This is a genomic window from Marivita sp., from assembly GCF_965656765.1.
In the GTDB taxonomy this organism is placed as follows: domain Bacteria; phylum Pseudomonadota; class Alphaproteobacteria; order Rhodobacterales; family Rhodobacteraceae; genus Marivita.
The window spans coordinates 1-26,730 of record NZ_CBFHLV010000026.1; the positions used below are offsets into that span (position 1 = coordinate 1).

General features: G+C 57.2%; 25 protein-coding genes. 16 read left to right on the forward strand and 9 right to left on the reverse strand.

The window, feature by feature from the left end:
- Positions 1 to 19 precede the first annotated feature (19 nt).
- Positions 20 to 1,336: a DUF4214 domain-containing protein gene (locus tag ACTG4M_RS09145; RefSeq protein WP_439123342.1), complete on the reverse strand. Its 1,317-nt coding sequence runs from the start codon at positions 1,334 to 1,336 to the stop codon at positions 20 to 22.
- 772 nt (positions 1,337 to 2,108) lie between these two features.
- On the opposite strand from ACTG4M_RS09145, the gene ACTG4M_RS09150 reads away from it, so the two are divergent.
- From ACTG4M_RS09150 to ACTG4M_RS09190, 9 genes are all read left to right on the forward strand, one after another.
- Entirely contained in the window at positions 2,109 to 3,434 is a 1,326-nt protein-coding gene (locus ACTG4M_RS09150) for a methyltransferase domain-containing protein (RefSeq protein WP_439123343.1), read from the forward strand.
- A gap of 109 nt (positions 3,435 to 3,543) precedes the next feature.
- Positions 3,544 to 4,722 (forward strand): glycosyltransferase, encoded by a 1,179-nt coding sequence (locus tag ACTG4M_RS09155; RefSeq protein ID WP_439123344.1) that lies wholly within the window; start codon positions 3,544 to 3,546, stop codon positions 4,720 to 4,722.
- Between the two features lie 50 nt (positions 4,723 to 4,772).
- Positions 4,773 to 5,966, forward strand: a complete 1,194-nt coding sequence (locus tag ACTG4M_RS09160) for a 3-deoxy-D-manno-octulosonic acid transferase (protein WP_439123345.1) — start codon at positions 4,773 to 4,775, stop codon at positions 5,964 to 5,966.
- A 73-nt stretch (positions 5,967 to 6,039) separates the two neighbouring features.
- Positions 6,040 to 6,483 carry a DUF1178 family protein gene (locus ACTG4M_RS09165; protein ID WP_439123346.1) on the forward strand — a complete coding sequence of 148 codons (444 nt, stop codon included), beginning with the start codon at positions 6,040 to 6,042 and terminating at the stop codon, positions 6,481 to 6,483.
- A complete protein-coding gene (locus tag ACTG4M_RS09170) occupies positions 6,483 to 7,133 on the forward strand; it encodes an SDR family NAD(P)-dependent oxidoreductase (RefSeq protein ID WP_439123347.1) in 651 nt (216 codons plus the stop codon). The genes ACTG4M_RS09165 and ACTG4M_RS09170 overlap by 1 nt, the downstream gene beginning before the upstream one ends.
- Positions 7,106 to 7,579 (forward strand): SgcJ/EcaC family oxidoreductase, encoded by a 474-nt coding sequence (locus tag ACTG4M_RS09175; protein WP_439123348.1) that lies wholly within the window; start codon positions 7,106 to 7,108, stop codon positions 7,577 to 7,579. The genes ACTG4M_RS09170 and ACTG4M_RS09175 overlap by 28 nt, the downstream gene beginning before the upstream one ends.
- Before the next feature lie 81 nt (positions 7,580 to 7,660).
- On the forward strand, positions 7,661 to 8,899 hold the full coding sequence (locus ACTG4M_RS09180; protein ID WP_439123349.1) for an aspartate kinase: 1,239 nt from the start codon (positions 7,661 to 7,663) through the stop codon (positions 8,897 to 8,899).
- A gap of 47 nt (positions 8,900 to 8,946) precedes the next feature.
- Positions 8,947 to 11,187 carry a phosphoenolpyruvate--protein phosphotransferase gene (gene ptsP / locus ACTG4M_RS09185; RefSeq protein WP_439123350.1) on the forward strand — a complete coding sequence of 747 codons (2,241 nt, stop codon included), beginning with the start codon at positions 8,947 to 8,949 and terminating at the stop codon, positions 11,185 to 11,187.
- A gap of 30 nt (positions 11,188 to 11,217) precedes the next feature.
- A complete protein-coding gene (locus tag ACTG4M_RS09190; RefSeq protein WP_439123351.1) occupies positions 11,218 to 12,093 on the forward strand; it encodes an alpha/beta fold hydrolase in 876 nt (291 codons plus the stop codon).
- Positions 12,094 to 12,384: 291 nt separating this feature from the next.
- On the opposite strand, the gene ACTG4M_RS09195 is transcribed toward ACTG4M_RS09190, so the two are convergent.
- Entirely contained in the window at positions 12,385 to 13,134 is a 750-nt protein-coding gene (locus ACTG4M_RS09195) for an EcsC family protein (RefSeq protein WP_439123352.1), read from the reverse strand.
- 31 nt (positions 13,135 to 13,165) lie between these two features.
- On the reverse strand, positions 13,166 to 13,651 hold the full coding sequence (locus ACTG4M_RS09200; RefSeq protein WP_439123353.1) for a GNAT family N-acetyltransferase: 486 nt from the start codon (positions 13,649 to 13,651) through the stop codon (positions 13,166 to 13,168).
- A gap of 99 nt (positions 13,652 to 13,750) precedes the next feature.
- Here ACTG4M_RS09200 and ACTG4M_RS09205 point away from each other — a divergent pair, with 99 nt between their 5' ends.
- The 6 genes from ACTG4M_RS09205 (at position 13,751) to ACTG4M_RS09230 (ending at position 17,260) form a co-directional block, all read left to right on the forward strand.
- Complete coding sequence (locus tag ACTG4M_RS09205) at positions 13,751 to 14,356, forward strand: flavin reductase family protein (protein ID WP_439123380.1); 606 nt, start codon at positions 13,751 to 13,753, stop codon at positions 14,354 to 14,356.
- A gap of 77 nt (positions 14,357 to 14,433) precedes the next feature.
- Entirely contained in the window at positions 14,434 to 14,784 is a 351-nt protein-coding gene (locus ACTG4M_RS09210) for a Lin0512 family protein (protein WP_439123354.1), read from the forward strand.
- A complete protein-coding gene (locus ACTG4M_RS09215; protein WP_439123355.1) occupies positions 14,781 to 15,125 on the forward strand; it encodes a Lin0512 family protein in 345 nt (114 codons plus the stop codon). Before ACTG4M_RS09210 ends, ACTG4M_RS09215 begins: the two co-directional genes overlap by 4 nt.
- A gap of 61 nt (positions 15,126 to 15,186) precedes the next feature.
- Positions 15,187 to 16,083, forward strand: coding sequence for an S-methyl-5'-thioadenosine phosphorylase (locus ACTG4M_RS09220; protein WP_439123356.1), 897 nt, complete (start codon positions 15,187 to 15,189; stop codon positions 16,081 to 16,083).
- A gap of 6 nt (positions 16,084 to 16,089) precedes the next feature.
- Positions 16,090 to 16,713: a LysE family translocator gene (locus ACTG4M_RS09225; protein ID WP_439123357.1), complete on the forward strand. Its 624-nt coding sequence runs from the start codon at positions 16,090 to 16,092 to the stop codon at positions 16,711 to 16,713.
- Positions 16,714 to 16,720: 7 nt separating this feature from the next.
- On the forward strand, positions 16,721 to 17,260 hold the full coding sequence (locus tag ACTG4M_RS09230) for an adenine phosphoribosyltransferase (protein WP_439123358.1): 540 nt from the start codon (positions 16,721 to 16,723) through the stop codon (positions 17,258 to 17,260).
- A 120-nt stretch (positions 17,261 to 17,380) separates the two neighbouring features.
- Here the strand turns inward: ACTG4M_RS09230 and ACTG4M_RS09235 are convergent, their stop codons facing one another.
- From ACTG4M_RS09235 to tldD, 6 genes are all read right to left on the reverse strand, one after another.
- On the reverse strand, positions 17,381 to 18,007 hold the full coding sequence (locus ACTG4M_RS09235) for a CoA transferase subunit B (RefSeq protein ID WP_439123359.1): 627 nt from the start codon (positions 18,005 to 18,007) through the stop codon (positions 17,381 to 17,383).
- Between the two features lie 22 nt (positions 18,008 to 18,029).
- Entirely contained in the window at positions 18,030 to 19,121 is a 1,092-nt protein-coding gene (locus tag ACTG4M_RS09240) for a PAS domain-containing protein (RefSeq protein ID WP_439123360.1), read from the reverse strand.
- Positions 19,122 to 19,144: 23 nt separating this feature from the next.
- On the reverse strand, positions 19,145 to 19,849 hold the full coding sequence (locus ACTG4M_RS09245) for a CoA transferase subunit A (RefSeq protein WP_439123361.1): 705 nt from the start codon (positions 19,847 to 19,849) through the stop codon (positions 19,145 to 19,147).
- A gap of 170 nt (positions 19,850 to 20,019) precedes the next feature.
- Positions 20,020 to 22,626 carry a type I DNA topoisomerase gene (gene topA, locus ACTG4M_RS09250; RefSeq protein ID WP_439123362.1) on the reverse strand — a complete coding sequence of 869 codons (2,607 nt, stop codon included), beginning with the start codon at positions 22,624 to 22,626 and terminating at the stop codon, positions 20,020 to 20,022.
- A gap of 288 nt (positions 22,627 to 22,914) precedes the next feature.
- The gene (gene dprA / locus ACTG4M_RS09255) at positions 22,915 to 24,048 is read right to left on the reverse strand and encodes a DNA-processing protein DprA (RefSeq protein WP_439123381.1); all 1,134 of its coding nucleotides are present in this window, start codon (positions 24,046 to 24,048) and stop codon (positions 22,915 to 22,917) included.
- 128 nt (positions 24,049 to 24,176) lie between these two features.
- On the reverse strand, positions 24,177 to 25,598 hold the full coding sequence (tldD, locus tag ACTG4M_RS09260) for a metalloprotease TldD (protein WP_439123363.1): 1,422 nt from the start codon (positions 25,596 to 25,598) through the stop codon (positions 24,177 to 24,179).
- Between the two features lie 188 nt (positions 25,599 to 25,786).
- On the opposite strand from tldD, the gene coxB reads away from it, so the two are divergent.
- On the forward strand, positions 25,787 to 26,665 hold the full coding sequence (gene coxB / locus ACTG4M_RS09265) for a cytochrome c oxidase subunit II (protein WP_439123364.1): 879 nt from the start codon (positions 25,787 to 25,789) through the stop codon (positions 26,663 to 26,665).
- Positions 26,666 to 26,730 lie beyond the last annotated feature (65 nt).

Consider the following 26,730-nt stretch of genomic DNA (forward strand, 5'->3'; position numbering starts at 1 on the left):
AGGTTGGAACGATGACTACTTACGTAGCATTCTCAACGGCTTGGCCACTCCGTAAGTCAAACGCGATTGCCCTGCCCTGAGTATCGGATACGACATTGGCTGATCCCAAGACCTCAATATCCCCTTCCCCATCATAGGTAAGTGTGTAGGTGCCTTGCCGTTCTGCCAAGAGTTCCGGGACGTCGACAAATTTGGTCCAATCAAAGTAGTATATCGCTTCGGCGCCCAGAGAACTTGGCACTTCAGTTGCCCAGCCATTTTCATCCAGATACGCCGATCCATCAAATGATGGGTCTCTTTCCTCTGAATTTTTAAAGACACCATGTGCCATTTTCATAAGATCGATAAACGCAAACTGGGTTCCGAATGGCGCAACACCAGACAATCCGATTGCCAGTGATGGGTCCGCCAGCCCTTGCAGCTGCGACGCGTCTGCATTGTCACCAGAGTTGCCGACAGGACCAGGATTTTCAACAGGAGCAGGTGTCTCGCCCGAACCAGAGGTCTCACCTCCCTCGGGGTTTCCGCCTGCGTCGGAGTTCCCACCAGTATCAGTGTTTACTGCTGCCCCTTCTCCACTGACATTGACGTCTGCAACCGCTGTTGAGGTTTCACCCGTGCGCGTGTCGGTGACCACGTAAGATATGCTGAATTGGCCGGTTTGCCCGTCTCCCAGATCATCATACACTCCATTCAGGTCAGCACCGACATACCCCCAACTTGTCAGAAACAAATCAACACCATTGGGAAGCCGCATAACGGTGTCTTCGTCAGGGGCGACGTTTACGCCTTGAACGGAAGTGACCACGAGATCCCGATCAGTCCCGTCGTCATTGTCAAGAAGCACGCCTAGGGCGCCGTACTGAGGATGGCTCTCGGTGGTTGAAAAGCTGTCATCAACGGCAAAGCCTGTTGACAGTTCGTCCGCCCCGTCCAAACCAAGTGTCAGTAGTGCCGCGTCGACTTTATTCTGAATGACAGAAACATCTGGGTCTATCGTTGCACCACCTATGATGGCTTCGATCATCTGGCCAGTGCTGACCCCACCGCTCGTCAAAGCTATGATCCAAAATTCGAGGCCGGCGCTATCAGGGTCGCGATTGAATAGGTTTTGATAGATTGAAGTAATAAACGCTTCGGGAGTCGAATTCTCGGGATCCGCAAAATAAGGATAGAGTGCGCGCGTCTCGGCCTGATCCGCAAAGAAATTCGCGATTTCTAGCGTTGATGTACCATTCTCATAGGCGTTGACCCAGAATTCAAAACCGACAGGATCAGGCGCCCGATTGTAATAACCAACGTAGTATCGAGCAATGGCTTCTTCACTGGACAGCATTCAAAAGGTCCCCCTTTAGGTGGTGTGGCATCGCTCGAATGTGCAAACAACTGAAATGACCAAAGTCTTAAAGCACAGGGTATACAGAACCGTAACCCCCTAAAATATTTGGCAAATGAGAACCCGCACGGACGGTAACTAAGTTAGATCAGTTTTTTGATTCCATACAAGCGCCGATTTCGCCGCGGCCAACAGCAAGAGCGCCTTTGTAGGTGCTATTCAAGGCCGCACTCTCAACCGCCAGCCACCCTACAGTGGCACAGGTCAACCTATTCTAGGCACACCCGTTCAATGAACCACACTGCGTGGACTTCAGCACTCGCATCCAGACCTTTCATCAGCTCAAAGAGTACCGTGACTCCAGCGCCGTAAACTCCTTGGGCGCACTCTTCGTGGGCATGCCGTCTACCTTGACGCCAGTTGATGAGGTTGGGCCACGAGTGGTGGATTAATAGGGCTGCAGAAGACTACCCAGCCCAACTCAACCCACTCGTATCCAACCTGATCCGAAAGCACGCCAAAACCACTGGTTAGGGAGAGTCCAATCCTCTCTCAAAACACCACCTTTCATCCCATAGTGAAGTGTGCACTAGCGCGATCACTTTATAGCAGCAGTTTATAGCAGCAGTCGCTCCAAAGCGCTGTGTCCCAGGCGATCAAGTAGGCTTTGAAAAAAGTAAAATGGCCACCCATTGCAAAAATACATGTTTGAACTGGATTTGTTCAACAGAAGGTCGCAAGGTCACCGCATTGACGTAAGAGGAAAATTTCAATGTCGGATATTCAATCTGAACCGCAGCAGGCAGCAGTCAGTGATGATCGCGGCATCAGTCTCGAAGCTGATCCCGAAATTTGGAAAGACCTTGGCGCTCAGATCGAAGCAGCTCGCAACCTTGTGTTCGACAAAAGATACGAAGAGGCGACCGAAGCTTGTAAGGCCTTGATCGCACAAGAAGGCCTACCCCTTGGGGCTGCTGCAAAAGTCGCGCTAATTTTCAAGAGCCTTGGACAAGAAGATGTTGCCGAAAAAATCCAGGAACGGGTTCTGACGGGAATTAAGAGCAATCTGGACAAGCTAAAAGATCCGCAAGCTGCATTGTTCCCCGCAGCTGCCGCATTATACGATCTCGGGGAAAAGGAAGACGCAGAAAAGCTTGTTTGGAAAGCCTTGAAAACCGCACCAGACACGCAACTTGTTGTAGTTGAAGCCGCAGCTCTATTTGTTCAATTCGATCTCCGCGAACACGCATACGATGTCGTAAAGAACTATTTGGAAAACACTTCCAACGCGTTCAATTCTGCGATCCACTTAAGCGTCGTACTCTCGCATCTCAAATACGTCGAAGGCGCGCAGATGTGCCTCAAGATCGCCGAGGCGAATTGCAAAACAAAAGCAGAGCGCGCCAAGCTTGAGTATTTCTTCGCGTCGAATGGGATGCCCGTTGCCGATTTGGACCAACACAGCATGGCAGTCGAACTGTTCGATCAATTTGCAGAAAACTACGATACGCAACTTGGCATTCTGGGGAACAATGGACCCAGCCTGATCTTCACGGCTCTTGAGGAACTGAAACTGCCTAAGAAGAAAACCCGGCGTGTCTTGGACGCCGGTTGCGGAACAGGCCTGTGCGCTGGTTTTTTGAAAGAATATGCCAAAGAACTGACTGGGGTCGACCTGTCGGTCAAAATGCTTGAGGTCTCGCGGGAGAAGGGGCTTTACGATTTTCTAGCTCGGACAGATCTATCGGTGCCTGCAACATATCCTGACGGGAAGTTCGATTTGGTCGTGTGTGCGGACGTCCTTGTATATTTCGGCGAATTAAAGACGGTTTTTTCCAACTTTCACAAGATCTTAAACCCCGGCGGCCTGCTGCTCGTCACCGTGGAAGACGAAGGAGACGAGACCGTTAAGACTGGGTTCAAACTGTACCCATCGGGGCGCTACAAACATTCGGATGGGTATATCGAGAAAACGGCACGAGAGGTCGGGTTTCCAAAGCCTAAACTGCTGAAACATGCCCGTTTGCGCAATGAATTCGGCGCGCCTGTTTTGGGCACCGTCTTTGCTGTTCAAAAACCTGCACTTGTGTTCAACTGACGCAAAATGCGCCGTCAGGCAGGTATTGAACACCTCCGTGACGTCCAGCCTTGCTGGTGCCACACTGCGCTGATACCTAGGAATTCGGTTTTCTTTCGGGCCAAGTTTCATGCGCGTAGCCATCGCAACTGGCGAATATCACCTTGGCGGTGAGACCTTTATCAACCGCCACATCGAACATCTGTTCGGTGGCAACACGGTTGTGGTCTGTGGCCGCTTCAGGGGCGACAACCCCTATGGCAAGCCGTATTTTGTGCGTCGCGATGGGCTGTCGGGGAGCGATATCATAGTTGCGCCGTGGTGGCTCTTGCGCAATCGGGTGCGGCACGGCACTTCGCGGCTGCCGTTTGGTGAGGCGAAAGAGGCGCTGATCAAGTTCCTTCATGATGAACGGGTTGATGTGATCCTGGCCGAATTCGGCACGCAGGCACTGGCCTTAGCGCCGCTGGCCAATAAGCTTGGCATCCCGATTTTCACTTATTTCCGAGGCACCGATGCCTCCAAAGCGATCCGTACGGAACGCATGCGCGCCGCCTATCGCAAAATGATGCCGCGACTGGCCGGGGTGTTTTCGGTCTCGCAGTTCTTGCTCGACAATCTGGCCAACCACGGGATTTCCCATTCCGACAGCATGGTCATTCCTTCGGGCGTCGATATCCGCCGATTTGCACCGCAGGCCAAAGTTCCGCTTAGCTTTTTGGCGGTGGGGCGCTTTGTTGAGAAAAAAGCGCCGATGACAACGCTGCGCGCTTTTGCCGAAGCAACGAGGTCGTTGCCCGAAGCGCGGCTGGATTTTATCGGCGACGGGCCCCTTCTAGAACTGACGCGGTCCCTTGCCGAGGAACTGGGAGTAAGCGAAAAAATTCGCTTTCACGGGGCGCAACCGCATCACACAGTGCGTGACAGACTGATGAGCACACAGTTCTTTCTTCAGCATTCGGTCACCGCCCGCGATGGCAACACTGAAGGCCTGCCAACCGCCATTCAAGAAGCGATGGCTTGTGGCTGCATCACCGTATCCACCCGGCACGCTGGCATTCCCGAGGCGATCGACGAAGGCGAAACCGGCTTTTTGGTCGACGAACATGACGAAACAGGCTTCACAAAAGCCATCACCTCCGCGATCAATGTGCCCGACCATTCGACCATGTCGGCGCGTGCGCGGCAGGTGGCAGAAGCGCGGTTCGACAACCATGTCCTGCTCAAGTTATTGGAACGTCACATACAAGATGCGCTGACAACCGCCCCCAATGGGGTAAACGGCGCGAAAACGCACGCGTCGGCCTGATCTGGCGCGCGACCTGACTGGGATGCACAGTGTTGTTTTACCGTTTCCTGATGACCCTGCTGGCGACCCAAGAGATGGCATCGCGCATCTGGGCGGGTGATGGACAGGCAGTCAAGGCACGGTTGGGACGGGTCACAGCACCCGAAAAGACGGACCGCATCTGGCTTCATGCCGCGTCGAACGGCGAACTGGCGTCGGCCCGACCAGTGATCGACCGGCTGCTGGCCAAGGACCACGCGCTGTTGATCACCACCAATACCGACAGCGGGCGAGCTTTGGCCAATTCATGGGAACTTCCCAAGACCAATGTGCTTTTGGCACCCGTCGATCTTGCTCGAGCAACCCGGCGCGTCATACGCAACTGGCAGATCAAAGCACATATAACGCTTGAGTCAGATCTCTGGCCGCAGCGCATCCTTAACACACCCGGCCCTGTACTGGTTCTGGGCGCGCGCCTTACAGAACGATCGGCCAAAGGCTGGGCCCGGTTTGACAGTCTGGTACGTCGGGTGATGGCGCGAGTGGCATATCTTTCCGCGCAGGATGCAGGCTCCGCCGAAAGGTTCACTGGCTTCGGATTGCCTGACGCCGCAAAAGGCCCGGTCTTCGACCTAAAGGCACTTTATACACCACCAACGGACACACCAGATTCTGGCCTGCACCAGGCGTTCAACCGATCCGATACATGGCTTGCCGCCTCGACACACGAAGGTGAGGACGACATCGTTCTGGCCGCGCACGCATCGGCCTTGGCGCAGCGCCCCGCCCTGAAATTGATCTTGGCCCCCCGTCATCCCAAACGCGCAGACGACATCACTCAAAAGGTTCAAGCCCACGGTCTGACCTGCGCCCGCCGCAGTAGTGGCGATGACCCCGCGACTGCCCAAGTCTATCTGGTCGACACCTTCGGAGAGATGCACCTCTGGTATAACCTTGCCGGCATCACTTTTGTCGCCGGTTCCCTTACAGATCGAGGCGGCCATACGCCCTACGAGCCTGCGGCCTTTGGATCAGCAATCATACACGGGCCCGACACCGCCAATTTCCGCGCTGCATATGATCGACTTGCCCAAGGTGGTGCTGCGCTTTGTGTAGAAGATGCTGCATCCTTGGCGGACGCCCTGTTGACGCTGGATACGCCCGAAACGCAGAATGCCTTGGGACAGGTGGCACAACGCGTGCTACACCAAGACACTGACCTTGATGGCCTCATGCAGGATATCTTCGCCACACTGGACGCTTGATGTCCGCGCTCGGACGCTTATTTTCAAGAGCCTAAACTAAACACTCAGAACGGCACGCGACGCAGGCATCAATATGATCCAGTTCACACTGAAATGCGCCAATGATCACCACTTCGACAGCTGGTTCCAATCGGGATCCGCGTTTGAAAAGCTGCATGCGGCGGGCATGGTTGGCTGCTCGGTCTGTGGATCGACGGATGTGAACAAGGCAATGATGGCTCCCCGCGTCAGCACTGCTGACAAAGCCGACAAACCCGCGACGCCGCCTGCCAAACCGAAATTGACCGAACCCGCAAACCCGGCGGAACAGGCGTTGTCCGAGCTCAAAAAATACGTTGAAAAGAACTCTGATTACGTTGGCACGAATTTCGCCAATGAGGCACGCGCGATCCACACCGGTGACGCGCCACAGCGTCCAATCTGGGGCGAAACTCGCGGCGACGAAGCCAAGAAACTGATTGATGACGGCGTGCCCATTGCGCCTCTGCCCTTTACGCCAACCCGAAAGTCTAACTGATGAATATTTTGATCACCGGTGCAAATCGCGGCATTGGCGCGGCGCTATATTCGGCGGCACAATCGCGCGGCGATACTGTTTATGGCACCGCCCGCACACCTGGCGACAGTGATCTTATGCCACTCGATGTGCGCGATCCCGAAAGCTGTACCGCGCTGGCGGACCGCCTCAAGGAGACACCTATTGATCTGCTGGTCTGCAATGCAGGCGTCTATCTGGAAAAGGGCCAGCCCGTCGATAGCTTGACTGACACGCAGCTTTGGGCCGACACATTCGCGACCAATGTGACCGGTGTTTATCTGACCGCGATGGCGTTGCTGCCGCACCTGAAACAGTCAAATGCACCCAAGCTGGCCATCATTTCATCTCAGATGGGATCCAGTGAACGCGCTGGTGGACAAAGCTATATCTACCGTTCGTCCAAGGCGGCTGCTTTGAACCTTGGCCGTAATCTCGCGGTTGATCTTAAACCGCAGGGCATTCCCGTCGGCATCTATCACCCCGGTTGGGTGCGCACCGATATGGGCACTAATGCCGCCAGCATCGGCACCGACGAATCTGCCAAGGGCCTTTTGCAACGCTTTGACGCGCTATCCCTAGTGACCACCGGCTGTTTCGAGATGTGGAACGGCGACGCGATGCCGTTTTGACGGTCGCCACACCAGCCGAATTCCCCAAAGCCTTTGCCGACGCGTGGCACAGCCGTGACGGCTATCGCATCGGCGCGCTTTTTGCTGAAGACGCGGATTTCGTGAATGTTACGGGCCTGTGGTGGCGCGACCGACCAGCGATCTCCAAAGCACATGACTATGCGCTGAAATCCTTTTTCGTTGAAAGCACACTGAAACCCGGGGTGACCCGAACCAGAGACCTCGGCTCAAATTCTGCTATCGTGCATTGCCGGTTCACGCTGAGCGGTCAAAAAGCACCGGACGGCACCATCGCAGGAGACCGACAAACCATCTTGGTTTTCGTGCTTCACCGCACGCCAAATGGATGGCAGGCCGTTGCCGCGCAGAACACCGATGTCGTCCCCGGCAAGGAAACCCACCTCAATGACGGAGGCCTCTCGGCTGTTGACTATCGGGACACGTAAATCGCGCATGTAACGCACCGCTCTTGCGCGCCACCTCCACCCAACGTAAAGCACCCGCTGAGTCTGACCCGGGAGGCCCTTATGCCCGTTCTCGTGATGAAATTCGGCGGAACGTCTGTTGCCACGCTTGATCGCATCAAGCGTGCCGCAAAACGTGTGGGCGTCGAAGTGGCCAAAGGCTATGATGTGATCGTCATCGTGTCAGCGATGTCCGGCGAGACGAACAAGCTGGTGGGCTTCGTTAACGAAACCTCTCCTTTGTTCGATGCCCGCGAATATGATGCCGTCGTATCGTCTGGTGAAAACGTCACAGCTGGCCTGATGGCGCTGACGCTTCAGGAAATGGACGTACCCGCGCGCAGCTGGCAGGGCTGGCAGGTTCCGGTGAAAACCACCTCGGCGCACTCTTCTGCCCGGATCGAAGAGATCCCTGCCGACAACATCACACGCAAATTTGCCGAAGGCATGAAGGTCGCCGTGGTCGCAGGGTTTCAGGGCGTCAGCCCTGAGGGCCGCATCACCACGCTGGGTCGCGGCGGCTCCGACACCACTGCCGTGGCCTTTGCCGCTGCCTTCAACGCGGAACGTTGCGACATCTATACGGACGTGGACGGCGTCTACACCACCGATCCGCGCATCTGCGACAAGGCCCGCAAGCTGGACCGGATCGCGTTCGAGGAAATGCTGGAACTCGCGTCGCTGGGCGCAAAAGTGCTGCAAACCCGGTCAGTCGAATTGGCAATGCGCTATAAGGTGAAACTGCGCGTGCTCAGCAGTTTTGAAGAACAATCTGACGACGCAGGAACATTGGTCTGCGCCGAGGAGGACATCATGGAAAGCAATGTTGTGGCCGGTGTGGCCTATTCCCGCGATGAGGCCAAGATGACCCTTGTGTCCGTCGCCGACCGCCCCGGCATCGCCGCGGCCATTTTCTCGCCCCTCTCCGAAGCAGGCGTGAACGTCGACATGATCGTGCAGAACATTTCCGAGGAAGGTCGCACTGACATGACCTTCTCTTGTCCTGTCGATCAGGTAAAGCGCGCCGAAAAGGCGATGATCGACGCCAAGGACGCGGGCAAGATCAACTTCCACGATGTCGTTGCGGATACCGACGTGGCCAAAGTATCGGTCGTGGGCATCGGCATGCGCAGCCACACTGGTGTTGCGGCCCAAATGTTCGAGGTACTTTCGAAAGAAGGTATCAACATCAAGGTCATCACAACCTCTGAGATTAAAATTTCCGTCCTGATCGACCGGAAATACATGGAACTTGCCGTTCAGGCGCTGCATGATGCGTTCGAACTGGAAAAAGCCGACTGACCACGTGACCGGCGCTGTCACGCGAGGCGGCACGCGAGGGGCAGAACATGGTTGAGCGCGCGGAAAGCGAGAGCCGCAAGCTGCTTGGGCGGCTGCGCGACACAATGGCCAGTCAGGCCGCAGGACAGGAACGGCTTGATCAGATCACCCATCTGACCGCTGATTCCATGGGCACCGAAGTGTGCTCGATCTACCTCTTCCGCGATGAAGAAACGCTCGAACTCTGCGCAACGCAGGGTCTCAACCCTGAATCGGTCCACCAAACCCGGATGAAGCTGGGTGAAGGCCTCGTTGGTCGCGTCGCTCGGACGGGCAAGGTGATCAACGCCGCCGATGCGCCCTCCTCCAAGGGCTTCCGCTATATGCCGGAAACCGGGGAAGAGATTTACTCAAGCTTTCTTGGCGTCCCAATTCAGCGGCTCGGTGAAAAGCTGGGCGTTCTTGTCGTGCAGTCCAAAGAGGCCCGCGAATTCAGCGCAGATGAAATCTACGCGCTCGAAGTGGTCGCGATGGTTCTGGCCGAGATGGCCGAACTTGGTGCCTTTGTCGGCGAAGGGGCCGCCCTCCAAGCGCGGCACACGCAACCCGTCCTGATCCGCGGCGTCACCGCGCAGGAAGGCACAGCCGAAGGCCATGTTTGGCTGCACGAACCGCGCGTTGTGGTCACCAATCTAGTCGCCGACGACCCTGAAAAAGAACATACCCGCCTGACCGACGCCGTCGAAAACCTGCGCATAAGCGTCGATCAACTATTGGCCAGCGCATCGGGTGACACCGAACAGGTGCAAGTCCTCGAAGCATATCGCATGTTCGCCAATTCCAAAGGCTGGCTGCGCCGGATGGAAGAAAACATCGACCGCGGGCTGAGCGCCGAAGCTGCTGTCGAAAAAGAACAATCAGACGTGCGCGCCCGTATGTTGCAGGCCACCGATTCCTATCTGCGTGAACGCCTGCAAGATCTTGACGATCTGTCGAACCGACTGCTGCGCATCCTCACCGGACAAGGCCACCAGACTGGCGCCGAACTGCCCGAGAACCCGATTTTGGTTGCTCGCAACATTGGTCCGGGCGAATTGCTCGAATACGGCCGCCAACTGCGCGGCATCATCCTCGAAGAAGGGTCGGTTGGCAGCCATGCCGCAATTGTCGCCCGAGCGCTGGCCATTCCGCTGGTCATCAACGCAAAACGCATCCAGAACGAAGCGCTGAACGGCGATCATGTCATGGTCGACGGCGATCAGGGCGTCGTGCACCTGCGCCCCGACGACACCGTCGTAAGCGCCTTTCGCGACAAGATGGCGATGCAGGCAAAGGCGCAGGAACGCTACGCCTCGATCCGTGACAAACCCGCCGTCACGCTGTGCGGCAAGACGATCCGGCTGGACATGAACGCAGGCCTCATGGCCGACCTTCCGTCGCTCGAAAGCTCAGGCGCCGAAGGTGTGGGCCTGTTCCGGACCGAGCTGCAATTCCTCGTTCGAAGCCAGATGCCAAAGCGCAACGAACTGGCGGCCCTATATGCCCGCGTGCTCGATGCGGCGCATGGCAAGCGCGTGGTGTTCCGAACACTCGACATCGGGTCGGACAAGGTGCTGCCCTACATGCAGGCGCAGGACGAACCAAATCCCGCTCTTGGCTGGCGCGCGATCCGCGTGGGCCTGGACAAACCGGGCGTGATGCGGATGCAGCTTCAGGCGCTGCTGCGTGCTGCCAATGGCCGCCCGCTGTCAATTATGTTCCCCTTCATCGCGCAATATGAAGAATACACCGCCGCCCGCGCCGAGGTGGACAAGGCTCTCGCCCGAGAGAAAAAGCTGGGCAACGCAGTTCCCGAAAGCCTAGAAATTGGCGCGATGCTGGAAACGCCGTCTCTCGCCTTTGCGTGCAAGAAATTCTACGAAGACGTGGAATTCCTGTCGATTGGCGGCAACGACCTCAAACAGTTCTTCTTTGCCGCCGACCGCGAAAACGAACGGGTCCGCCGCCGCTATGACACACTAAACGTCAGCTTCCTGAGCTTCATTGAAGACATCATCGCCCGCTGCAAGGCCACCGACACCCGCCTGTCCTTCTGCGGCGAAGACGCTGGTCGCCCAGTCGAAGCGCTGTGCCTTGCAGCCATCGGCCTGCATTCCCTCTCCATGCGGCCCGCCTCCGTCGGCCCCGTCAAACACCTGCTCCGCCGCTGCAATCTGGATGATGTGCGCAAGGTCATCCACGACGCCCGCGATGCCGGGGAACAATCGGTGCGCCCCGCAGTGATGGAGTACCTGCGCGGGTTGAGTTGAGATTTGATCGGGGTGGATCGGACGTCCGCAATGCGGGACCAACCTGACTTTCGCTATGCCTTCCGCTACGCTCTCCAAAAAAGAGGGTTTATTGTGGAAATTGAACTACCTAATGGCAGCATCAGCGCGATAACCTGTGGCGAGGGCCACCCGATACTCATCATGCACGGTGGCGGGCTCGATCACCGGCATATGCACGATGCACTTGAACCCGTTTTTGAGGGCCTGTCAGGCTGGCAGCGCGTTTATATCGATTTGCCCGGCCACGGCGCGTCGTTGGTCGATGACAGCGTGAATTGCCAAGACGATGTTCTGAACATGATCAGCACCTTCGCAAACAAAGCATTCGAAGGTCGGAGATTTGCGGTGATAGGGGAAAGCCGCGGTAGCTACCACGCAATGGGGCTGGTCCGTACGAGACCAAAAGACATCATTGGCATGATGCTGGTCGTAGCGGACGGTATGCCAGGTGCAACGGTTGATTGGCGTCCCAAACATCAAACTCTTGTACCATTGTCTAAGCAAGTCACCGTGAGTGCGTCACAGGAAGCTCGGGCGAGGTTCGAACGGCTCGTCGTCCAAAACTCCGACATCCTCGATAAGATTGAACTCACAAAGGTGCCGGCCACAAAACTGACCGACCAGAAGTTGGCCGAGAGAATTCGGTCGAACTTCAATTTCAGCTTTGATCTATCCGAACCGCCGGCCCCATTTGAAGAACCTTGCCTCATAGTGAATGGTCGGCAGGACGCCATGGCGGGATATCAAGACATGATGGATGGGATAAAGAATTACCCGCGCGCGACAATGGCAATATTGGATTGTGCCGGGCACAGTTTGGCTTGGGAACAGCCGGAATTATTCAAGGCCTTAACCGTAAACTGGCTAAGTCGTATGAAGCAATAGAAGCGTCTTATGGTACTAGCTCAGAATGGCAACTATGGGCTCACAACGGACATTCCCAGGCCCACACCCCAACAGCACGCCCCAGCCATTCTGGCTGATCAAAGCCGGGTTTTCCAGCCCGCGTGCTGTTGATGCTTGTGTGGGCGAACGGGTGCGCAATGGTCCGGTGCCGGATCATGATTGGATCACAACGCCCCGTCCGCTCATGCCCCCAAACTCGTTCGGGAACAGGATCAATTTGACCTATTAACGTTAAGATAGGATGAACCGCACGGGCGATTTACGCGGTAGTCAGACCGATTTGACCGCGCGGCGCAATTCTTCGACCAGCAGTGTCTCGGACGTGCCGCTGTCGATCGCCAGCCGCCTCAACCCAAAATGGACATGGGCCATTTCCTGATAATAGCTGGTGTAAGCGTAATTCGTCGCAGCCCCGGCCGCAGCCCCAAGGATGGGCACCGTCTGCGCAGCCAGCTTTTGGCCCAGAACCGTCGCCAACTTTGGCGCCACTGATTTCAGGATACCATGCACCGCAGCCCCGTTCAGCGTCACCCGGGTCGACAGAAACGCCATATTGGCTCCGTCGTCATCAGCCAGCGGCCCGGCGCTTGCAAACACCGTCAAGCAATCGGCAAGCACATCGGGGTCGTTCGGATCAAAGTCGTATTCCGCCGCAATCCCCTGAATGGCCCGCAACAGCACAGTCGTCGTCACCGGCAATTCAGCCAAAGCAGTGGGCAACCCACCTGCCCCACCAACAGCCCCCATCGCCGTCGTCATCGCGGTGTTGAGCCAGCCCTTCTGGTCCGGCACCACCCCTCGCGATTGTTTCGCAGCTTGCAAGGCCACCCGCAAAGCCCTTTCGGTCGCACCTTCAAGGCCAAGCTTCACCGGCTCGGGCAACCGCTCCAACAAGTTCTCGGCGCGACCGCCAATCATATTGAGCACTTGCAACCCTACCCCACCAGCGGCCTTGTGACGACGGGCAAGGGTAACGATGGCAGTTTGGGTGTCGATGGGCACAAGATCGGTTCCGGTCATACCGTACAATTGGGGACGTTTGCCGTACGGTTCAAGCGTCCCGTTCGACATGCCCTGTCAAACCACCCCACGCACCCGGCTGCAATTCCAGCCCCAGAACGCGGTCTGGATTGGTCGGAGGAGGCATCTCGACACCGTCCAGCTTGTTGAACCCAAAGCGCTTGTAATAGGGCGCATCCCCCACCAAAAGCACCCGCGCCCAGCCTTCATGTCGCGCTTGATCAAGACTGTCGCGGATCAACGCACCACCCAAGCCTTCACCCTGTGCAGTTGGGTGTACCGCCACTGGACCAAGCAACAAAACCCTTTGGTTTCCGATTCTTACCGGCCAAAACCGGATCGCCCCGCCAAGGATACCCTGATCATCCCGCGCCACGCGCGACAAAGACCCCACAGGCGCGATCTCATCTCTCAATCGGTACGACGACAGCGCTTCGCGACCTGGCGCGAAACACAGGTCATAGAGGGCTTCGACCTCCCACCAATCGTCTTTGGTTTCCGGGCTCAGGGTGAACATGACACCGCTCTTCGTTGACGCGTGCACACCCCCGTGCAATTCGCTGCGAAACCGCCTATCACGCAGGGTAACAATCGGCAAACAGAGAGCTTTCTGCAGATGTTCTACCGCCCCGAAGACGGCCACGGCCTGCCCCACAACCCGTTCAACGCCATCGTGACCCCCCGCCCAATCGGCTGGATCTCGACGCGCGGAACGGACGGACAGGACAACCTTGCGCCCTACTCATTCTTCAACGCTGTGGCCTACGTTCCGCCGCAGGTGATGTTTGCCTCGACCTCTGCCAAGCCAGACAGGGGCGACACAAAGGACTCGGTCGCACAGATCCGGGACGCCAGCGTGTTTGCCGTGAACATCGTCGAATACGAGATGCGCGACGCAATGAACCTGACGTCGGGCGCCTGGGATCGCGACATAGACGAGTTTGCACATGCGGGCATCGAAAAAGCCGAGTGCGATACGATAGACTGTCCTCGTGTGGCCGGTGCGCCAGCGACGCTGGAGTGCAAGCTGACGCAAATTGTGCGGCTGCCCGGAGAGGCCAATTTTGCCGTCTTCGGTGAAGTCACCGGCGTTCACATGCGTGACGATTGTATCGTTGACGGGCAGTTTGATGTGCTGAGCTTCAACCCGCTGAGCCGCATGGGGTACCGAGACTACACCGTGGTGCGCGAAAAGTTCAGCCTGAAGCGCCCCGGCGAATAGGTCACATCTTGCACCCTATTGTTTCGCACGCGAAACATTGGGTCCGATCCGGTCCTTTAACAAAAGGTTAACACGATATGTCTGTCAAACGTCTGCTGACTGAATTCGGCATGGGATCGTCCTTGCGGCGACAGGACTATACCCAAGCCGCCTCGCGCGCGGTCAAAGACGCGCTTTGGCACAATTCGATCAATCTGGCCGAGCTTTACGGCAAGGACAAATCCGACATGCAAATCACCGTCGAGGTGGGTGTGCAAAACCCAGACGCGCTCGACACCGATGCCATCGCCGCGATCTTCCCATACGGTCAGATCACCGTCATCGCCCGCAAAGGTGGGCTCGACGTGCCGCGCGCCGATGGAGGCAAACCGACGGTCATCGCCAATGTTGCCATTTCGGTCGCGCTCGATCTGGAGGGTGTGGCATGAACGATCAACGCTTCATCATCGAAATGGGCATGGGCAATGATCAATACGGCATGGATTACACCAAAGCCGCAGCCCGCGCGATCGAGGATGCAATCCGACATTCGTCGATCCCGTTGTTCGACGCGACCGGTCTGCCACATGCCCAGATGCGGGTTCAGGTTACGATTGGAGTGGCTGAGCCGGACAAGGTGGATTGCGCCGAACTGGTCAAGGGATTGCCGCGTGGTCGGGCCGACGTCACTGCCGTTGAGGGTGGGCTGAATGTGACCAACCCTGACAGCGGGTCGACTTTGGTGATTGCGACAGCGGCGGTCGAGGCGTTTTTACCGCGTCAGGCCTAGCCACGCTTGAAGCGACGGGCCCACGCTGCAAAGATAGCATCGGACAGTGACGGAGGCAGCGATGGCAACCCGCAAGCTTGGCGTGATAGGTGGATCAGGGCTTTATGCCGTGGACGGATTGCAAAACGCAGAATGGCAAAGCGTGGACACACCGTGGGGCATGCCGTCGGATCAGCTTTTTTGTGGTACGCTCGATCAGCTTGAGATCGTGTTCCTCCCCCGTCACGGGCGTGGGCATATCCACAGCCCTTCGGATGTGCCCTACCGTGCCAATATCGACGCTTTAAAGCGGCTGGGCGTGACAGATGTGATCAGCGTGAGCGCCTGTGGGTCATTCCGCGAAGAGATGGCTCCGGGTGATTTCGTCATCGTCGATCAATTCATCGACCGCACCTTTGCCCGGCCCAAAAGCTTTTTCGGTTCGGGCTGCGTGGCACATGTGTCAATGGCGCATCCTGTCTGTAGCGGCCTGGGCGAAGTCTGCGCCAACGCAGCCCGAGCTGCGGGTGTGACGGTGCATACAGGCGGCACTTATCTGGCAATGGAGGGACCGCAGTTTTCGACACTAGCGGAATCAAACCTCTACCGCGATCAATGGGGATGTTCTGTCATTGGTATGACCAACATGCCCGAGGCAAAACTCGCCCGCGAGGCGGAGCTGTGCTACGCCAGCGTCGCGATGGTGACCGACTATGATTGTTGGCATCCCGGCCATGACGCGGTTGAAGTAAGCGATATCATCCGCGTTTTGACCGGAAATGCCGACGCGGCGCGTGCAATGATCAAAGGCCTGCCCGCATTACTTGGACCGGACCGCGTTCCCTGCCCTGATGGCTGCGACAGCGCTTTGGAATACGCGCTGATCACGGCGCCCGACGCACGCGACCCAGCCCTGACCAAAAAGCTGGACGCGGTGGCGGGTCGTGTGCTTTCTGGGACCGCTGGTTCAAAAGGATAACTTTCCATGACACTTGAACTTTGGCTGACATTTATCGCCGCTTCAACGGCACTGTTGCTGATCCCGGGCCCCACCGTTTTGCTGGTGCTGTCCTACGCTCTAAGCCAAGGCAAGCGGGTTGCCATCGCATCAGCCAGCGGTGTCGCTTTGGGCGATTTCATTGCCATGAGCCTGTCACTGGCGGGTCTGGGCGCCTTGGTTTTGGCCTCGGCTACCCTGTTCACGGTGCTGAAATGGGTTGGTGCGGTTTACCTGATCTGGCTGGGACTGAAACTGTTGCGCTCGAGCCCCGGCGCCGCACTGCCCGAAACAAAGCGTGATGTGCAGGCCCGTTCGGTGTTTTCACACACAGCGTTGGTGACCGCGCTCAACCCGAAATCCATCGCGTTCTTCATCGCTTTTGTGCCCCAGTTCATCACGCCAAGCGTGCCACTTTTGCCGCAATTCGCAATCCTGATCACCACCTTTGTGGCGCTGGCCGCGCTTAATGCGTTTGCCTATGCGCTGGCCGCTGACCGGCTGCGTGGCTGGATCGGACGCGAGAGCGTCATTGGCTGGCTGACCCGCGCTGGCGGCGTCACACTCATTGCCATGGGCGCGCTGACCGCCATGGCCCGTCGCACCACCTGAGGACACCATGACCCCAAACAAATCAGTCAAAGACTACATGCGCACCATCGTCGATTTCCCGCATGAAGGGATCATGTTCCGCGATGTAACCACGCTTTTCGCTGATCCGCGCGGGTTTCGCATGGCAATCGACCAATTGCTTCACCCTTATGCCGGGGTCCGGTTCGACAAGGTTGTGGGCCTCGAAGCGCGAGGGTTTATCCTTGGCGGCGCGATTGCGCACCAATTGTCGGTGGGCTTTGTGCCAGTGCGCAAGAAAGGCAAACTGCCGGGCGCCGTGATCTCAGAGGAATATACGCTGGAATATGGTGAGGCGGTCGTTGAGATTCACGACGATGCCATTCAGCCGGGCGAGAAAATCCTGCTGGTAGACGATTTGCTGGCAACAGGCGGCACGGCAGAGGCTGGACTGAAACTGATCGAACGACTGGGCGGCGAAGTGATTGGCTGCGCCTTTGTCATCGATCTGCCAGAACTGGGCGGACGCAAGAAACTTGAAGCGATGGGAATGGATGTGCACGCGCTTTGTGCGTTTGACGGACTCTAGCGCTTTTTCTTTTTTCAAATATGCCGAAGACCCGGCACGTCTTTTCGAAGTGCTTTTATCGGATATGGGCGCAATTCAATAGAGAATTGCACCCGAATTTTCGCAAGTTCGACGCCTTTGTCAGACGATCGTCGCCTCGGTTGCCGCGCGCAGGTCGTCCTCGGACACACCGTCGGCGGTCTCAACGATCTTGAGACCACCCTCGACCACATCCAGCACGCCGAGATTGGTGATGATCCGGTCCACAACGCCTGCGCCAGTCAACGGCAGGGTACATTCCTTAAGCAGTTTGCTGTCACCATGCTTGTTGGTGTGATCCATGACCACGATCACACGGCCCACGCCCGCGACCAGATCCATCGCGCCGCCCATGCCTTTGACCAGCTTGCCGGGAATCATCCAGTTGGCGAGATCGCCTTTTTCGTCAACTTCCATCGCGCCGAGGATTGCCATGGCAATCTTGCCGCCGCGAATCATGCCAAAGGATGTGGCACTGTCGAAGTAGGACGTATGCGGCAGTTCGGTGATGGTTTGCTTGCCCGCGTTGATCAGGTCGGGGTCTTCTTCGCCCTCGTAGGGGAACGGGCCCATTCCCAGCATTCCATTTTCGGATTGCAGGGTCACCGTCACGCCTTCGGGGATGTAATTCGACACGAGCGTGGGGATGCCGATGCCAAGATTGACATACATGCCGTCCTTCAGTTCCTGTGCGGCGCGCGCGGCCATCTGGTTGCGATCCCATGCCATAGTCGTCTTCCCCTCGTTTGTCCTACATGCCGCGCGATGCGGCGTTATCCTTGAAGTCTGTAAAGCCAACCGGCACGTCGATCATGACCACCGTTCCAGCCGCTCCGCGCACCACGTTGAGCGTCGCATCCAAACCGTCGAGCAATGATCCTACCAAACGCCCCCCTACCGACTCTGACGAGGGGAAGGTCATCTTTGCCGGGATGCCAACACCGTCATCTGAAATGGTCATACGCAAGCCACCGGCGGCCAGACGATTGACCCGCAATTCAAGATAGCCCTGATCCAACCCGTCAAACGCATGCTGAAAGGCGTTCGACACCAGTTCAAACGTGATCAGCGCAACCCGGATAGCTGTGTCAAGATTAACCTCAAGTGGCTCGACCAGCGACACGAATCGCACGCCAGGGCGGCCTTCGTTATGCGCAATGGTGTGCGAAATACGGGACAGCAATGACCCGAGGTCAATGCCATCGCGGTTCCATTGCTCATCAGCCAGTTTCATCTCTTCATAGACGAATTGAAGACACTCTAGACGGCGCGGCAGAACGTCGAGCATCCGCAATCGACGCTTGGTTGCGTCTTCGGATACCGGTGTGCCGTCATCGACGCGGTCAAACAAAGAGCTGACAATCAGCCCAAGATCCTGCCCCACACGCGAACAGACGGTATCAAGAGGGATCCGCGTCGCCTCGGGGGCAAGGTCTTGATCGTCTTCATGCAGTTCTGTCTGAATCCCCAAGAAATATACGGGATTGCCGAACTCGTCATTGATCGGTGCAATCAGCAAGCGGTTCATAAACGCTTCGCCCGTCGCACGGTAGTTCAGGATATCAACGCTGACATCTTCTCCTGATTGCATGGCGTCCCGGATCATCTGGATTGAGTCAGGGTCGGTATCCGGCCCCTGCAAAAACCGACAGTTCCGCCCGATAACGCGTGACCGCTGATAGCCCGTCATTCTTTCGAACGCGTCATTGATATAGACAATCGGGTTGTCTTCGGAATTCGGGTTGGTGATGACCATGGCAACACTTAGCCGGGAAAACCCGGCAAGCGCCTGGCTGTCATCCAGTACCGATGTCAGCTTTGGTTTCTCGACAATTCGTTCCACGGCGTTTCGTATCGTTTCCTGTCTCAGGCAGCCGGTCTGGGACGCGTCGTGCGCTGCTCGATCCGTTTTTCGTGTGCGCCCTGAATGATCCGGTGCACATAGATACCTGGCAGGTGAATGTGATCAGGGTCCAGCGTTCCCGGCTCGACGATTTCTTCGACTTCCATGATGCAGAGCTTGCCGCACATGGCTGCGGGCGGGTTGAAGTTGCGCGCTGTCTTGCGGAAAATCGCGTTACCAGTGGTATCGGCCTTCCACGCTTTTACAATCGACAGATCGGCAAAGATGCCCTCTTCCATGATATAGGTTTCACCGTTGAAATCGCGGTGATCCTTACCTTCGGCAATCACAGTTCCAACACCGGTTTTGGTAAAGAAGCCCGGAATGCCTGCACCGCCGGCACGCATACGTTCGGCCAAAGTGCCTTGAGGGTTAAACTCAAGCTCAAGCTCCCCGGATAGATACTGACGCATGAATTCCGCGTTTTCCCCGACATAAGAGCTGATCATTTTCTTGACCTGCTTGGTCTGCAACAGGATGCCGATGCCAAAATCATCGACGCCCGCGTTGTTGGACGCGAAAGTCAGATCTTTGACACCACTGTCGCGGATCGCGCTCAAAAGCAGCTCTGGGATCCCGCTCAGACCGAACCCACCTGCGGCAATCAACATGCCGTCGGACAGCACGCCATCAAGCGCCTCGGTTGCTGATCCATAGACCTTCTTCATCGCGATATCCCCCGCTGTTGAACGCAGCGCCGTTTTGGCGTGTCATGCGGGTTAAGTCAACGGCAGCACGGGGTGTATCGGGATGTGTCAACTTCGCGCATTAATGGCAAAGTCGACACGTTTTTCGCACAGCATGCATATTAGGAGAGGCAGGCAAGCGGCCGCGTTGTTTAGCTTTTCTTGGCCACTGGTTTCTTTTTCGCGGCAGGTTTTTTGGCGGTTGTCTTTTTGGCTGGTGCCTTTTTGGCCGGCGCTTTTTTCTTGGCGCCTTTCTTTGTCGCCTTTTCGGCGATCAGGGCAACCGCCATGTCCATCGTAACGTCGTCAGGCTCCACGTCTTTTGGCAGGGTCGCGTTGACCTTTTCCCATTTCACATACGGCCCGTATCGCCCTTCCATCACAGCGATCATGCCACCGTCTTGCGGGTGTTCGCCAAGTTCCTTGAGCGGTTTCGCCGCAGCTCCGCGACCACGCCCCGGGTTGGCCCGTTTTTCGGCCAACAGCTCGACCGCGCGGTTCATGCCGATCTCGAACACCTCTTGGAACTCTTTGAGGTTCACATAGACCGGTTTCGCGTCATCGGGCAGCTGGTGCATGATGTAAGGACCAAAGCGGCCAAGGTTTGCTTTCACTTCACCACCATCAGGGTGCATGCCCACGGGACGCGGCAGTGTCAGCAGCGTGATTGCCTTTTCAAGGTTCACATCATCCGGCGACCAGCCCGGCAAATAATCGCCCTTGGCTTTGGGCAAGCTGGCGCGTGGTGGTTTCTTGTTCTCGGGCGTCGGTTCGCCACGTTGAACATAAGGGCCAAATCGGCCCGATTTCAGCCAGATCTCATCGCCCTGATCTTCGCCCAAAACGCGTTCGTCGCCTTCGGCCCCTTCGCCTGCGATCGGTCGAGTGTAGGTGCATTCGGGGTAGTTGCCACAGCCGACAAAGCCACCGGTCCGCGAGGTTTTGAGGTGCAATTTGCCAAGCCCGCATTTCGGGCAGACGCGCGGGTCACTGCCATCGTCGCGCGGCGGATAGAGCTGTGGCGCAAGCGCGTCGTCCAACACATCCAGCACTTCGGTGATACGCAGGTCAGACGTTTCGGATATCGCCGCCGAGAAATCGCGCCAAAACTTGGCAAGCAGGGCTTTGTAGTCACCCTCACCCGCGCTGACGTGGTCAAGTTCATCTTCGAGCGCGGCAGTGAAATCGTATTCCACATACCGCTTGAAAAAATTCAGCAGAAAGATCGTGACGATCCGGCCTTTGTCTTCGGGAATCAGACGATTCTGTTCCTTGCGGACATATTCGCGGTCCTGAATCGTGGTGATGATGCTGGCATAGGTCGACGGACGACCGATCCCCAACTCTTCCATGCGCTTGACCAAAGTCGCTTCAGTGTAACGCGGTGGTGGTTGGGTGAAGTGTTGATCCGGTGTGATCGACTTCTTGTCAGCCTTTTCGCCCTCGGAAATCTGTGGCAGGCGCTTGTCGTCGTCATCAACGACCGCGTCATCGCGGCCTTCTTCATAGACGCGCAGAAAGCCGTCGAACAACACAACCTGGCCGTTGGCACGCAATACGACTTGACCATCCGCGCTCCCAACATCGACCGAGGTGCGTTCAAGCCGCGCTGATTCCATCTGGCAGGCCAGCGTGCGCTTCCAGATCAGGTCATAGAGCTTGCGCTGATCCGCATCGCTGATTTTCAGGCTAGCGGCATCTTTGGACATCTCGGTCGGGCGGATACATTCATGCGCCTCTTGGGCGTTCTTTGCTTTGTTTTTGTAAATGCGCGGGCTTTTGGGAACGTATTCGTTGCCGTAACGGTCCTTGATCGCCGCACGGGCCTGATCGACGGCCTCGGGCGCCATGTCGATGCCGTCGGTTCGCATGTAGGTGATGTGCCCGGCCTCATATAGGCGCTGCGCCGCGTTCATTGTCTGGCGCGCGCCCATACCGAACTTCCGGCTGGCCTCTTGCTGAAGAGTGGACGTCATGAACGGGGCGGATGGATTGCGAGATGCGGGTTTGGCTTCGACCAATTGGACGGTTAAATCGCGGCTTGTGATCGCCTGCACAGCCATTTCAGCCTGCGTTTCGTTCTCAAGATCGTAACGGTCAAGCTTTTTGCCCGCCAGAACAGTGAGTCGGGCCTCGTATTCCTGACCACGAGGCGTGGAAAGCAGAGCCTTGACCGACCAATATTCCCGAGCACGGAAGGCCTCGATCTCCATCTCGCGTTCGACGATGAGGCGCAGGCAAACGGATTGCACCCGGCCTGCGCTGCGTGCACCGGGAAGTTTGCGCCAAAGCACCGGCGACAGGTTAAAGCCCACAAGATAATCCAAAGCGCGGCGCGCGAGATATGCATCCACCAACGGTACGTCGATGTCGCGCGGATTGGCCATCGCCTCAGTCACAGCAGCCTTGGTGATCGCATTGAAGGTGACGCGTTTGACGTCCGTGGTTTTCTTGATCGACCGCCGTTTCGTGAGCGCCTCTTTGAGGTGCCACGAGATCGCCTCGCCTTCACGATCGGGGTCAGTTGCGAGGATCAGTGCGTCATCGGATTTCAATGCTTCGGCGATCGCTGCGACATGTTTACGCGAGTCGGCCGCAACCTCCCATTTCATGTCGAAATCGTTGTCGGTATCGACCGATCCATCTTTTGGCGGCAGGTCACGGACGTGTCCGTAAGACGCCAGAACAGTGTAGTCAGACCCCAGATACTTGTTGATTGTCTTGGCTTTTGCCGGGGATTCGACGACGACAACTGGCATAAAAAAGGCACCTTTCTACATGGGATTTACCTATGCGGCACGGCTGCATATGGCCGGGCAGCATGTGGTGTGCAAGGACCAAATGTCAATTCGTGCTCGAGGTGGCGGTCCGAAATCTGCGATCTGATGCGGGTGGTACGCGGCTTGACTGGGCGTGTGATTGCGCACTTGCCGTATATGAATTGACCGCGCCCAATCGGCACCCTGGAGGGTTTGTGGTCGGCGAGTATTTGTCGCGGCGGAAAGCGATTGTTCGGCGGTCGCGCGCAGCACCACTGGCAGCGTAGGTCAGGCGCGCAAAGCGATTAGCCCACCTGATTGCCGAGTGATGCGTCCGTCGAGTTCGAGATCGGTCAAGGCGGGTGAAACGACCCGGGATGTCGTGCCCAGATCGCGGATCAGTTGATCCTCCCCCAAAGGGGACGGGCCAAGACGATCAAGAATCTTTTGATGCAGCATGGCGATTTCTGCCAGCGGGCGGTCCGATTGTGCAGGCTCCAACGGCAATTCCGGCGCGGGCTCAGCGAGCGGGGCAAGGGCCTCGATCACATCTTCGGCGCTGCGGATCAAACGAGCCCCATCGCGCAGAAGCATGTTGCAGCCACTGGCGCGTGCATCGAAAGGATGCCCCGGCACCGCCATCACATCGCGTCCCTGATCAAGGGCTGTACGTGCGGTGATCAGAGAGCCGGATTTCGCCGCCGCCTCGACCACGATCACGGCACGAGCAAGACCCGAGATGATACGATTGCGCGCCGGAAAATGGCGGGCTTGGGGTTGCAGGCCCATGGGTTGCTCACTTACGCGCGCGCCGCCGTGAGAGACGATATCTTCGGCCAGTTTGGTGTTTTCCGCCGGATAGAGTACATCCACGCCTCCGCCCAGAACAGCGACCGTCCCTGTTTTCAGCCCGGCCATATGTGCCGCTGTATCAACGCCACGCGCCATGCCGGATGTAATAACAAAACCCGCTTGCCCTAATTCGGACGCCAGCGCACGCGCCATGCGCCCGCCAAGAGACGAGGCGTTGCGCGCACCGACCAGCGAAATTTGGGGTTTGGACAACATATCAGGCGCACCGATAACCCACAGCATGGGCGGCGCATCGTCCAAATCGGTCAAAGCTAGGGGATAGGACGCGTCGCCACGACACACCAATCGCGCATGGGCAGCCTTTGCCGCGTTCATTTCGGAATGTACAACTGCTTCAGGACAGCTTTCATATCCATCTACACCTGCAGCCCGGGCAATCTCGGGCAAATGAACGAGCGCTTCAGCTGCCGTGCCGTGGTCGCGCAACAGTCGGTAAAACGTGCTGATCCCCACCCGACGCGAGCGCAAGAGACGAAGCCAGTCGAACCTTTGGTCTTCCGTGGTGGGTGGGAGTAGGGGGTGAGTGGAAGAGTTTTGTTCCAATGTCAGCCTGCCTCCGTCCGCTTGCAGGGACAGGAATAGGCGGTCACTGGTTAATCACTGGTGAATCGAAGCAAGAAGCCCGCAAGAAAATCGTTATTTCACCGCTAGGCCACTGATTTGGAACGATCCTTTTGTTAGGTTTGCGCGCCACCAACAGTCAGGCCGCCGATCATGACTGTGGGTTGGCCCACGCCGACTGGCACCCATTGGCCTTGTTTGCCGCAATTGCCCATCCCTGGATCAAGCGACATATCATTGCCCAGCGCGCGAATCTGCTGAAGCGCCGTTGCACCGTCGCCGATCAAGGTGGCCCCTTTCACCGGCGCACCAACCTTACCATCCTTCACGCGGTAAGCCTCGGTGCAGGAAAAGACGAACTTGCCATTGGTGATGTCCACCTGACCGCCGCCAAAGCCAACCGCCCAGATGCCGTCCTTGAGGTCTGCCACAATATCGCCCGGCGCTACGTCGCCACCCAGCATATAGGTGTTGGTCATTCGCGGCATCGGAATGTGTGCATAGCTTTCGCGCCTCCCATTGCCGGTTGGGTTCACTCCCATAAGGCGCGCGTTCTGACGGTCCTGCATAAAGCCCACCAGTTTGCCATCTTCGATAAGTACGTTCTTGCCGGACGGAGTGCCTTCGTCATCAACTGTAATTGACCCACGTCGATCCGGGATCGTGCCATCATCCAAAACCGTAACGCCTTTGGCCGCAACCTGCTGGCCCATCAAGCCTGCAAAGGCGGAACTGCCTTTGCGATTGAAATCGCCCTCAAGCCCGTGGCCCACGGCTTCGTGCAGCAGAATTCCTGGCCAGCCGGGCCCAAGCACGATATCCATGACACCCGCAGGGGCTGGCACCGCATCAAGATTGACCAAGGCCACCCGCAATGCTTCGCGGGCCTTGTCCTGCCAATCGGTTGGATCAAGCAGGCCATCGAGCAAGACGCGACCGCCACCGCCAGCCGTTCCAGATTCGCGGCGGCCGTTTTCTTCTACAATGACGCTCACGTTCACGCGGGTCATTGGCCGAGTGTCAGACACGAGTGTGCCCTCGGGGCGCAGGATCGCCACCTCTTGCAAAGACGCGGCAATCGTGGCGCTGACTTGCACCACGCGGGAATCCAGCGCTCGGGCGTAGGCGTCGATCTCGCGCAGGGTATCGACCTTGACCGGAAAGCTGTGCCCGGCAATCGGGTCACCATCAGTATAAAGTTTGGTGTTGGTCCCGGCGGGTTTGTCAGCCAGCGTGCCGCCCCCCTCGCCTACGGCGAGCCGCGCAGTTTCAACGGCACGCTTAATCGACGATTCGGAAATGTCGGTGGAATGGGCATATCCTGCCACTTCGCCACGGACGGCGCGCAAGCCGAATCCTTCGGAGGCGTCATAGCTGGCGGTCTTTATGCGACCATCGTCGAAGACCAGAACCTCGGACCGACGCCGTTCAAGGAACAATTCCCCATCATCAGCCCCTGCCACAGCCTCTTTTAAAAGCGCGAGCGCCTTGTCCTGATCAAGATGCGTGTCGAATGGTTGGAATGACGTGTCGGCCATGAAACCCCCAGAGGTGAAGTTGATCTAGATCAAAGAAAGCGCGTTTTTGCCGCAAGCAAGCTTCTTTAACTGATGCCCAGAATATGGTTTTAACCGCTCCCAAGACAACGGGAGGATTGTGTCGGCATCTGCCGATTTCGTCCGACCCTTGCACATTGTACAGAATTCGCAACCGATCAGGGTAAGACATGCAACTTAAATCTTTGCTCTTGGGTCTGGCCACCGCCTCAGCCGCCGCTCCCGCATTTGCTCAGCAGACGCTCGAGACGATTGGCGCCCCGGTGGACCGTGGCACAGGCTTTCAACCCGCGGCAACAGAACTGGCGCGCGACCTTCAGTGGCTCGATGGGATGATCCTCATCATTATCACTGCCATCGTGCTGTTTGTGACCGCGCTGCTGGCATACTGCATTGTGCGCTACAACCAGCGCGCAAACCCAAGCCCATCCAGCTTTACACACAACACCCCGATCGAGATCGCATGGACCGTTGGTCCGATCCTGATCCTTGTGTTCATCGGTGCGTTCTCGTTGCCTGTACTGTTCAAACAGCAGGAAATCCCCGAAGGCGACCTGACGATCAAAGTGACCGGCTACCAGTGGTACTGGGGCTATGAATATATCGGCGAAGACCTGGCTTATGACGGTTATATGATCGGCTCTCCCTTCACCGGTGGCGACAACCGCATGACACCAGAAGTCGAAGCACAGCTGATTGAAGCTGGCTACCAGAAGGAAGATTTCCTGCTGGCAACCGACACGGCCATCGTTGTTCCAGTGGGCAAGACTGTCGTGATGCAGGTGACCGGGGGCGACGTGATCCATTCGTGGACCATTCCCGCCTTTGGCGTAAAGCAGGACGCAGTTCCCGGTCGTCTGGCCGAACTTTGGTTCACCGCCGAGAAAGAGGGCATCTACTTTGGTCAGTGCTCTGAACTGTGTGGCCTTGCTCATGCGTATATGCCGATCACCGTCAAAGTGGTCAGCGAAGCGACCTATGATGCGTGGCTGGCAGCGTCGAAAGAAGAAGGCGCCTATGTGGACGTGCGCACTGTCCTGACCAACTAAAACCAACAGGCGCATGCGGAATGCTGTGTGCGCCTTTTACCGGCCAACCTGACCCAACGCAGTTG

Excerpts from the sequence above, each read along its gene's own strand:
- ACTG4M_RS09145 (WP_439123342.1), bottom strand. The coding sequence starts at position 1,336 with ATGCTGTCCAGTGAAGAAGCCATTGCTCGATACTACGTTGGTTATTAC.
- ACTG4M_RS09150 (WP_439123343.1), top strand. The coding sequence starts at position 2,109 with ATGTCGGATATTCAATCTGAACCGCAGCAGGCAGCAGTCAGTGATGAT.
- ACTG4M_RS09155 (WP_439123344.1), top strand. The coding sequence starts at position 3,544 with ATGCGCGTAGCCATCGCAACTGGCGAATATCACCTTGGCGGTGAGACC.
- ACTG4M_RS09160 (WP_439123345.1), top strand. The coding sequence starts at position 4,773 with ATGACCCTGCTGGCGACCCAAGAGATGGCATCGCGCATCTGGGCGGGT.
- ACTG4M_RS09165 (WP_439123346.1), top strand. The coding sequence starts at position 6,040 with ATGATCCAGTTCACACTGAAATGCGCCAATGATCACCACTTCGACAGC.
- ACTG4M_RS09170 (WP_439123347.1), top strand. The coding sequence starts at position 6,483 with ATGAATATTTTGATCACCGGTGCAAATCGCGGCATTGGCGCGGCGCTA.
- ACTG4M_RS09180 (WP_439123349.1), top strand. The coding sequence starts at position 7,661 with ATGCCCGTTCTCGTGATGAAATTCGGCGGAACGTCTGTTGCCACGCTT.
- ptsP (WP_439123350.1), top strand. The coding sequence starts at position 8,947 with ATGGTTGAGCGCGCGGAAAGCGAGAGCCGCAAGCTGCTTGGGCGGCTG.
- ACTG4M_RS09190 (WP_439123351.1), top strand. The coding sequence starts at position 11,218 with ATGCGGGACCAACCTGACTTTCGCTATGCCTTCCGCTACGCTCTCCAA.
- ACTG4M_RS09195 (WP_439123352.1), bottom strand. The coding sequence starts at position 13,134 with ATGACCGGAACCGATCTTGTGCCCATCGACACCCAAACTGCCATCGTT.
- ACTG4M_RS09200 (WP_439123353.1), bottom strand. The coding sequence starts at position 13,651 with ATGTTCACCCTGAGCCCGGAAACCAAAGACGATTGGTGGGAGGTCGAA.
- ACTG4M_RS09205 (WP_439123380.1), top strand. The coding sequence starts at position 13,751 with ATGTTCTACCGCCCCGAAGACGGCCACGGCCTGCCCCACAACCCGTTC.
- ACTG4M_RS09210 (WP_439123354.1), top strand. The coding sequence starts at position 14,434 with ATGTCTGTCAAACGTCTGCTGACTGAATTCGGCATGGGATCGTCCTTG.
- ACTG4M_RS09215 (WP_439123355.1), top strand. The coding sequence starts at position 14,781 with ATGAACGATCAACGCTTCATCATCGAAATGGGCATGGGCAATGATCAA.
- ACTG4M_RS09220 (WP_439123356.1), top strand. The coding sequence starts at position 15,187 with ATGGCAACCCGCAAGCTTGGCGTGATAGGTGGATCAGGGCTTTATGCC.
- ACTG4M_RS09225 (WP_439123357.1), top strand. The coding sequence starts at position 16,090 with ATGACACTTGAACTTTGGCTGACATTTATCGCCGCTTCAACGGCACTG.
- ACTG4M_RS09230 (WP_439123358.1), top strand. The coding sequence starts at position 16,721 with ATGACCCCAAACAAATCAGTCAAAGACTACATGCGCACCATCGTCGAT.
- ACTG4M_RS09235 (WP_439123359.1), bottom strand. The coding sequence starts at position 18,007 with ATGGCATGGGATCGCAACCAGATGGCCGCGCGCGCCGCACAGGAACTG.
- ACTG4M_RS09245 (WP_439123361.1), bottom strand. The coding sequence starts at position 19,849 with ATGAAGAAGGTCTATGGATCAGCAACCGAGGCGCTTGATGGCGTGCTG.
- topA (WP_439123362.1), bottom strand. The coding sequence starts at position 22,626 with ATGCCAGTTGTCGTCGTCGAATCCCCGGCAAAAGCCAAGACAATCAAC.
- tldD (WP_439123363.1), bottom strand. The coding sequence starts at position 25,598 with ATGGCCGACACGTCATTCCAACCATTCGACACGCATCTTGATCAGGAC.
- coxB (WP_439123364.1), top strand. The coding sequence starts at position 25,787 with ATGCAACTTAAATCTTTGCTCTTGGGTCTGGCCACCGCCTCAGCCGCC.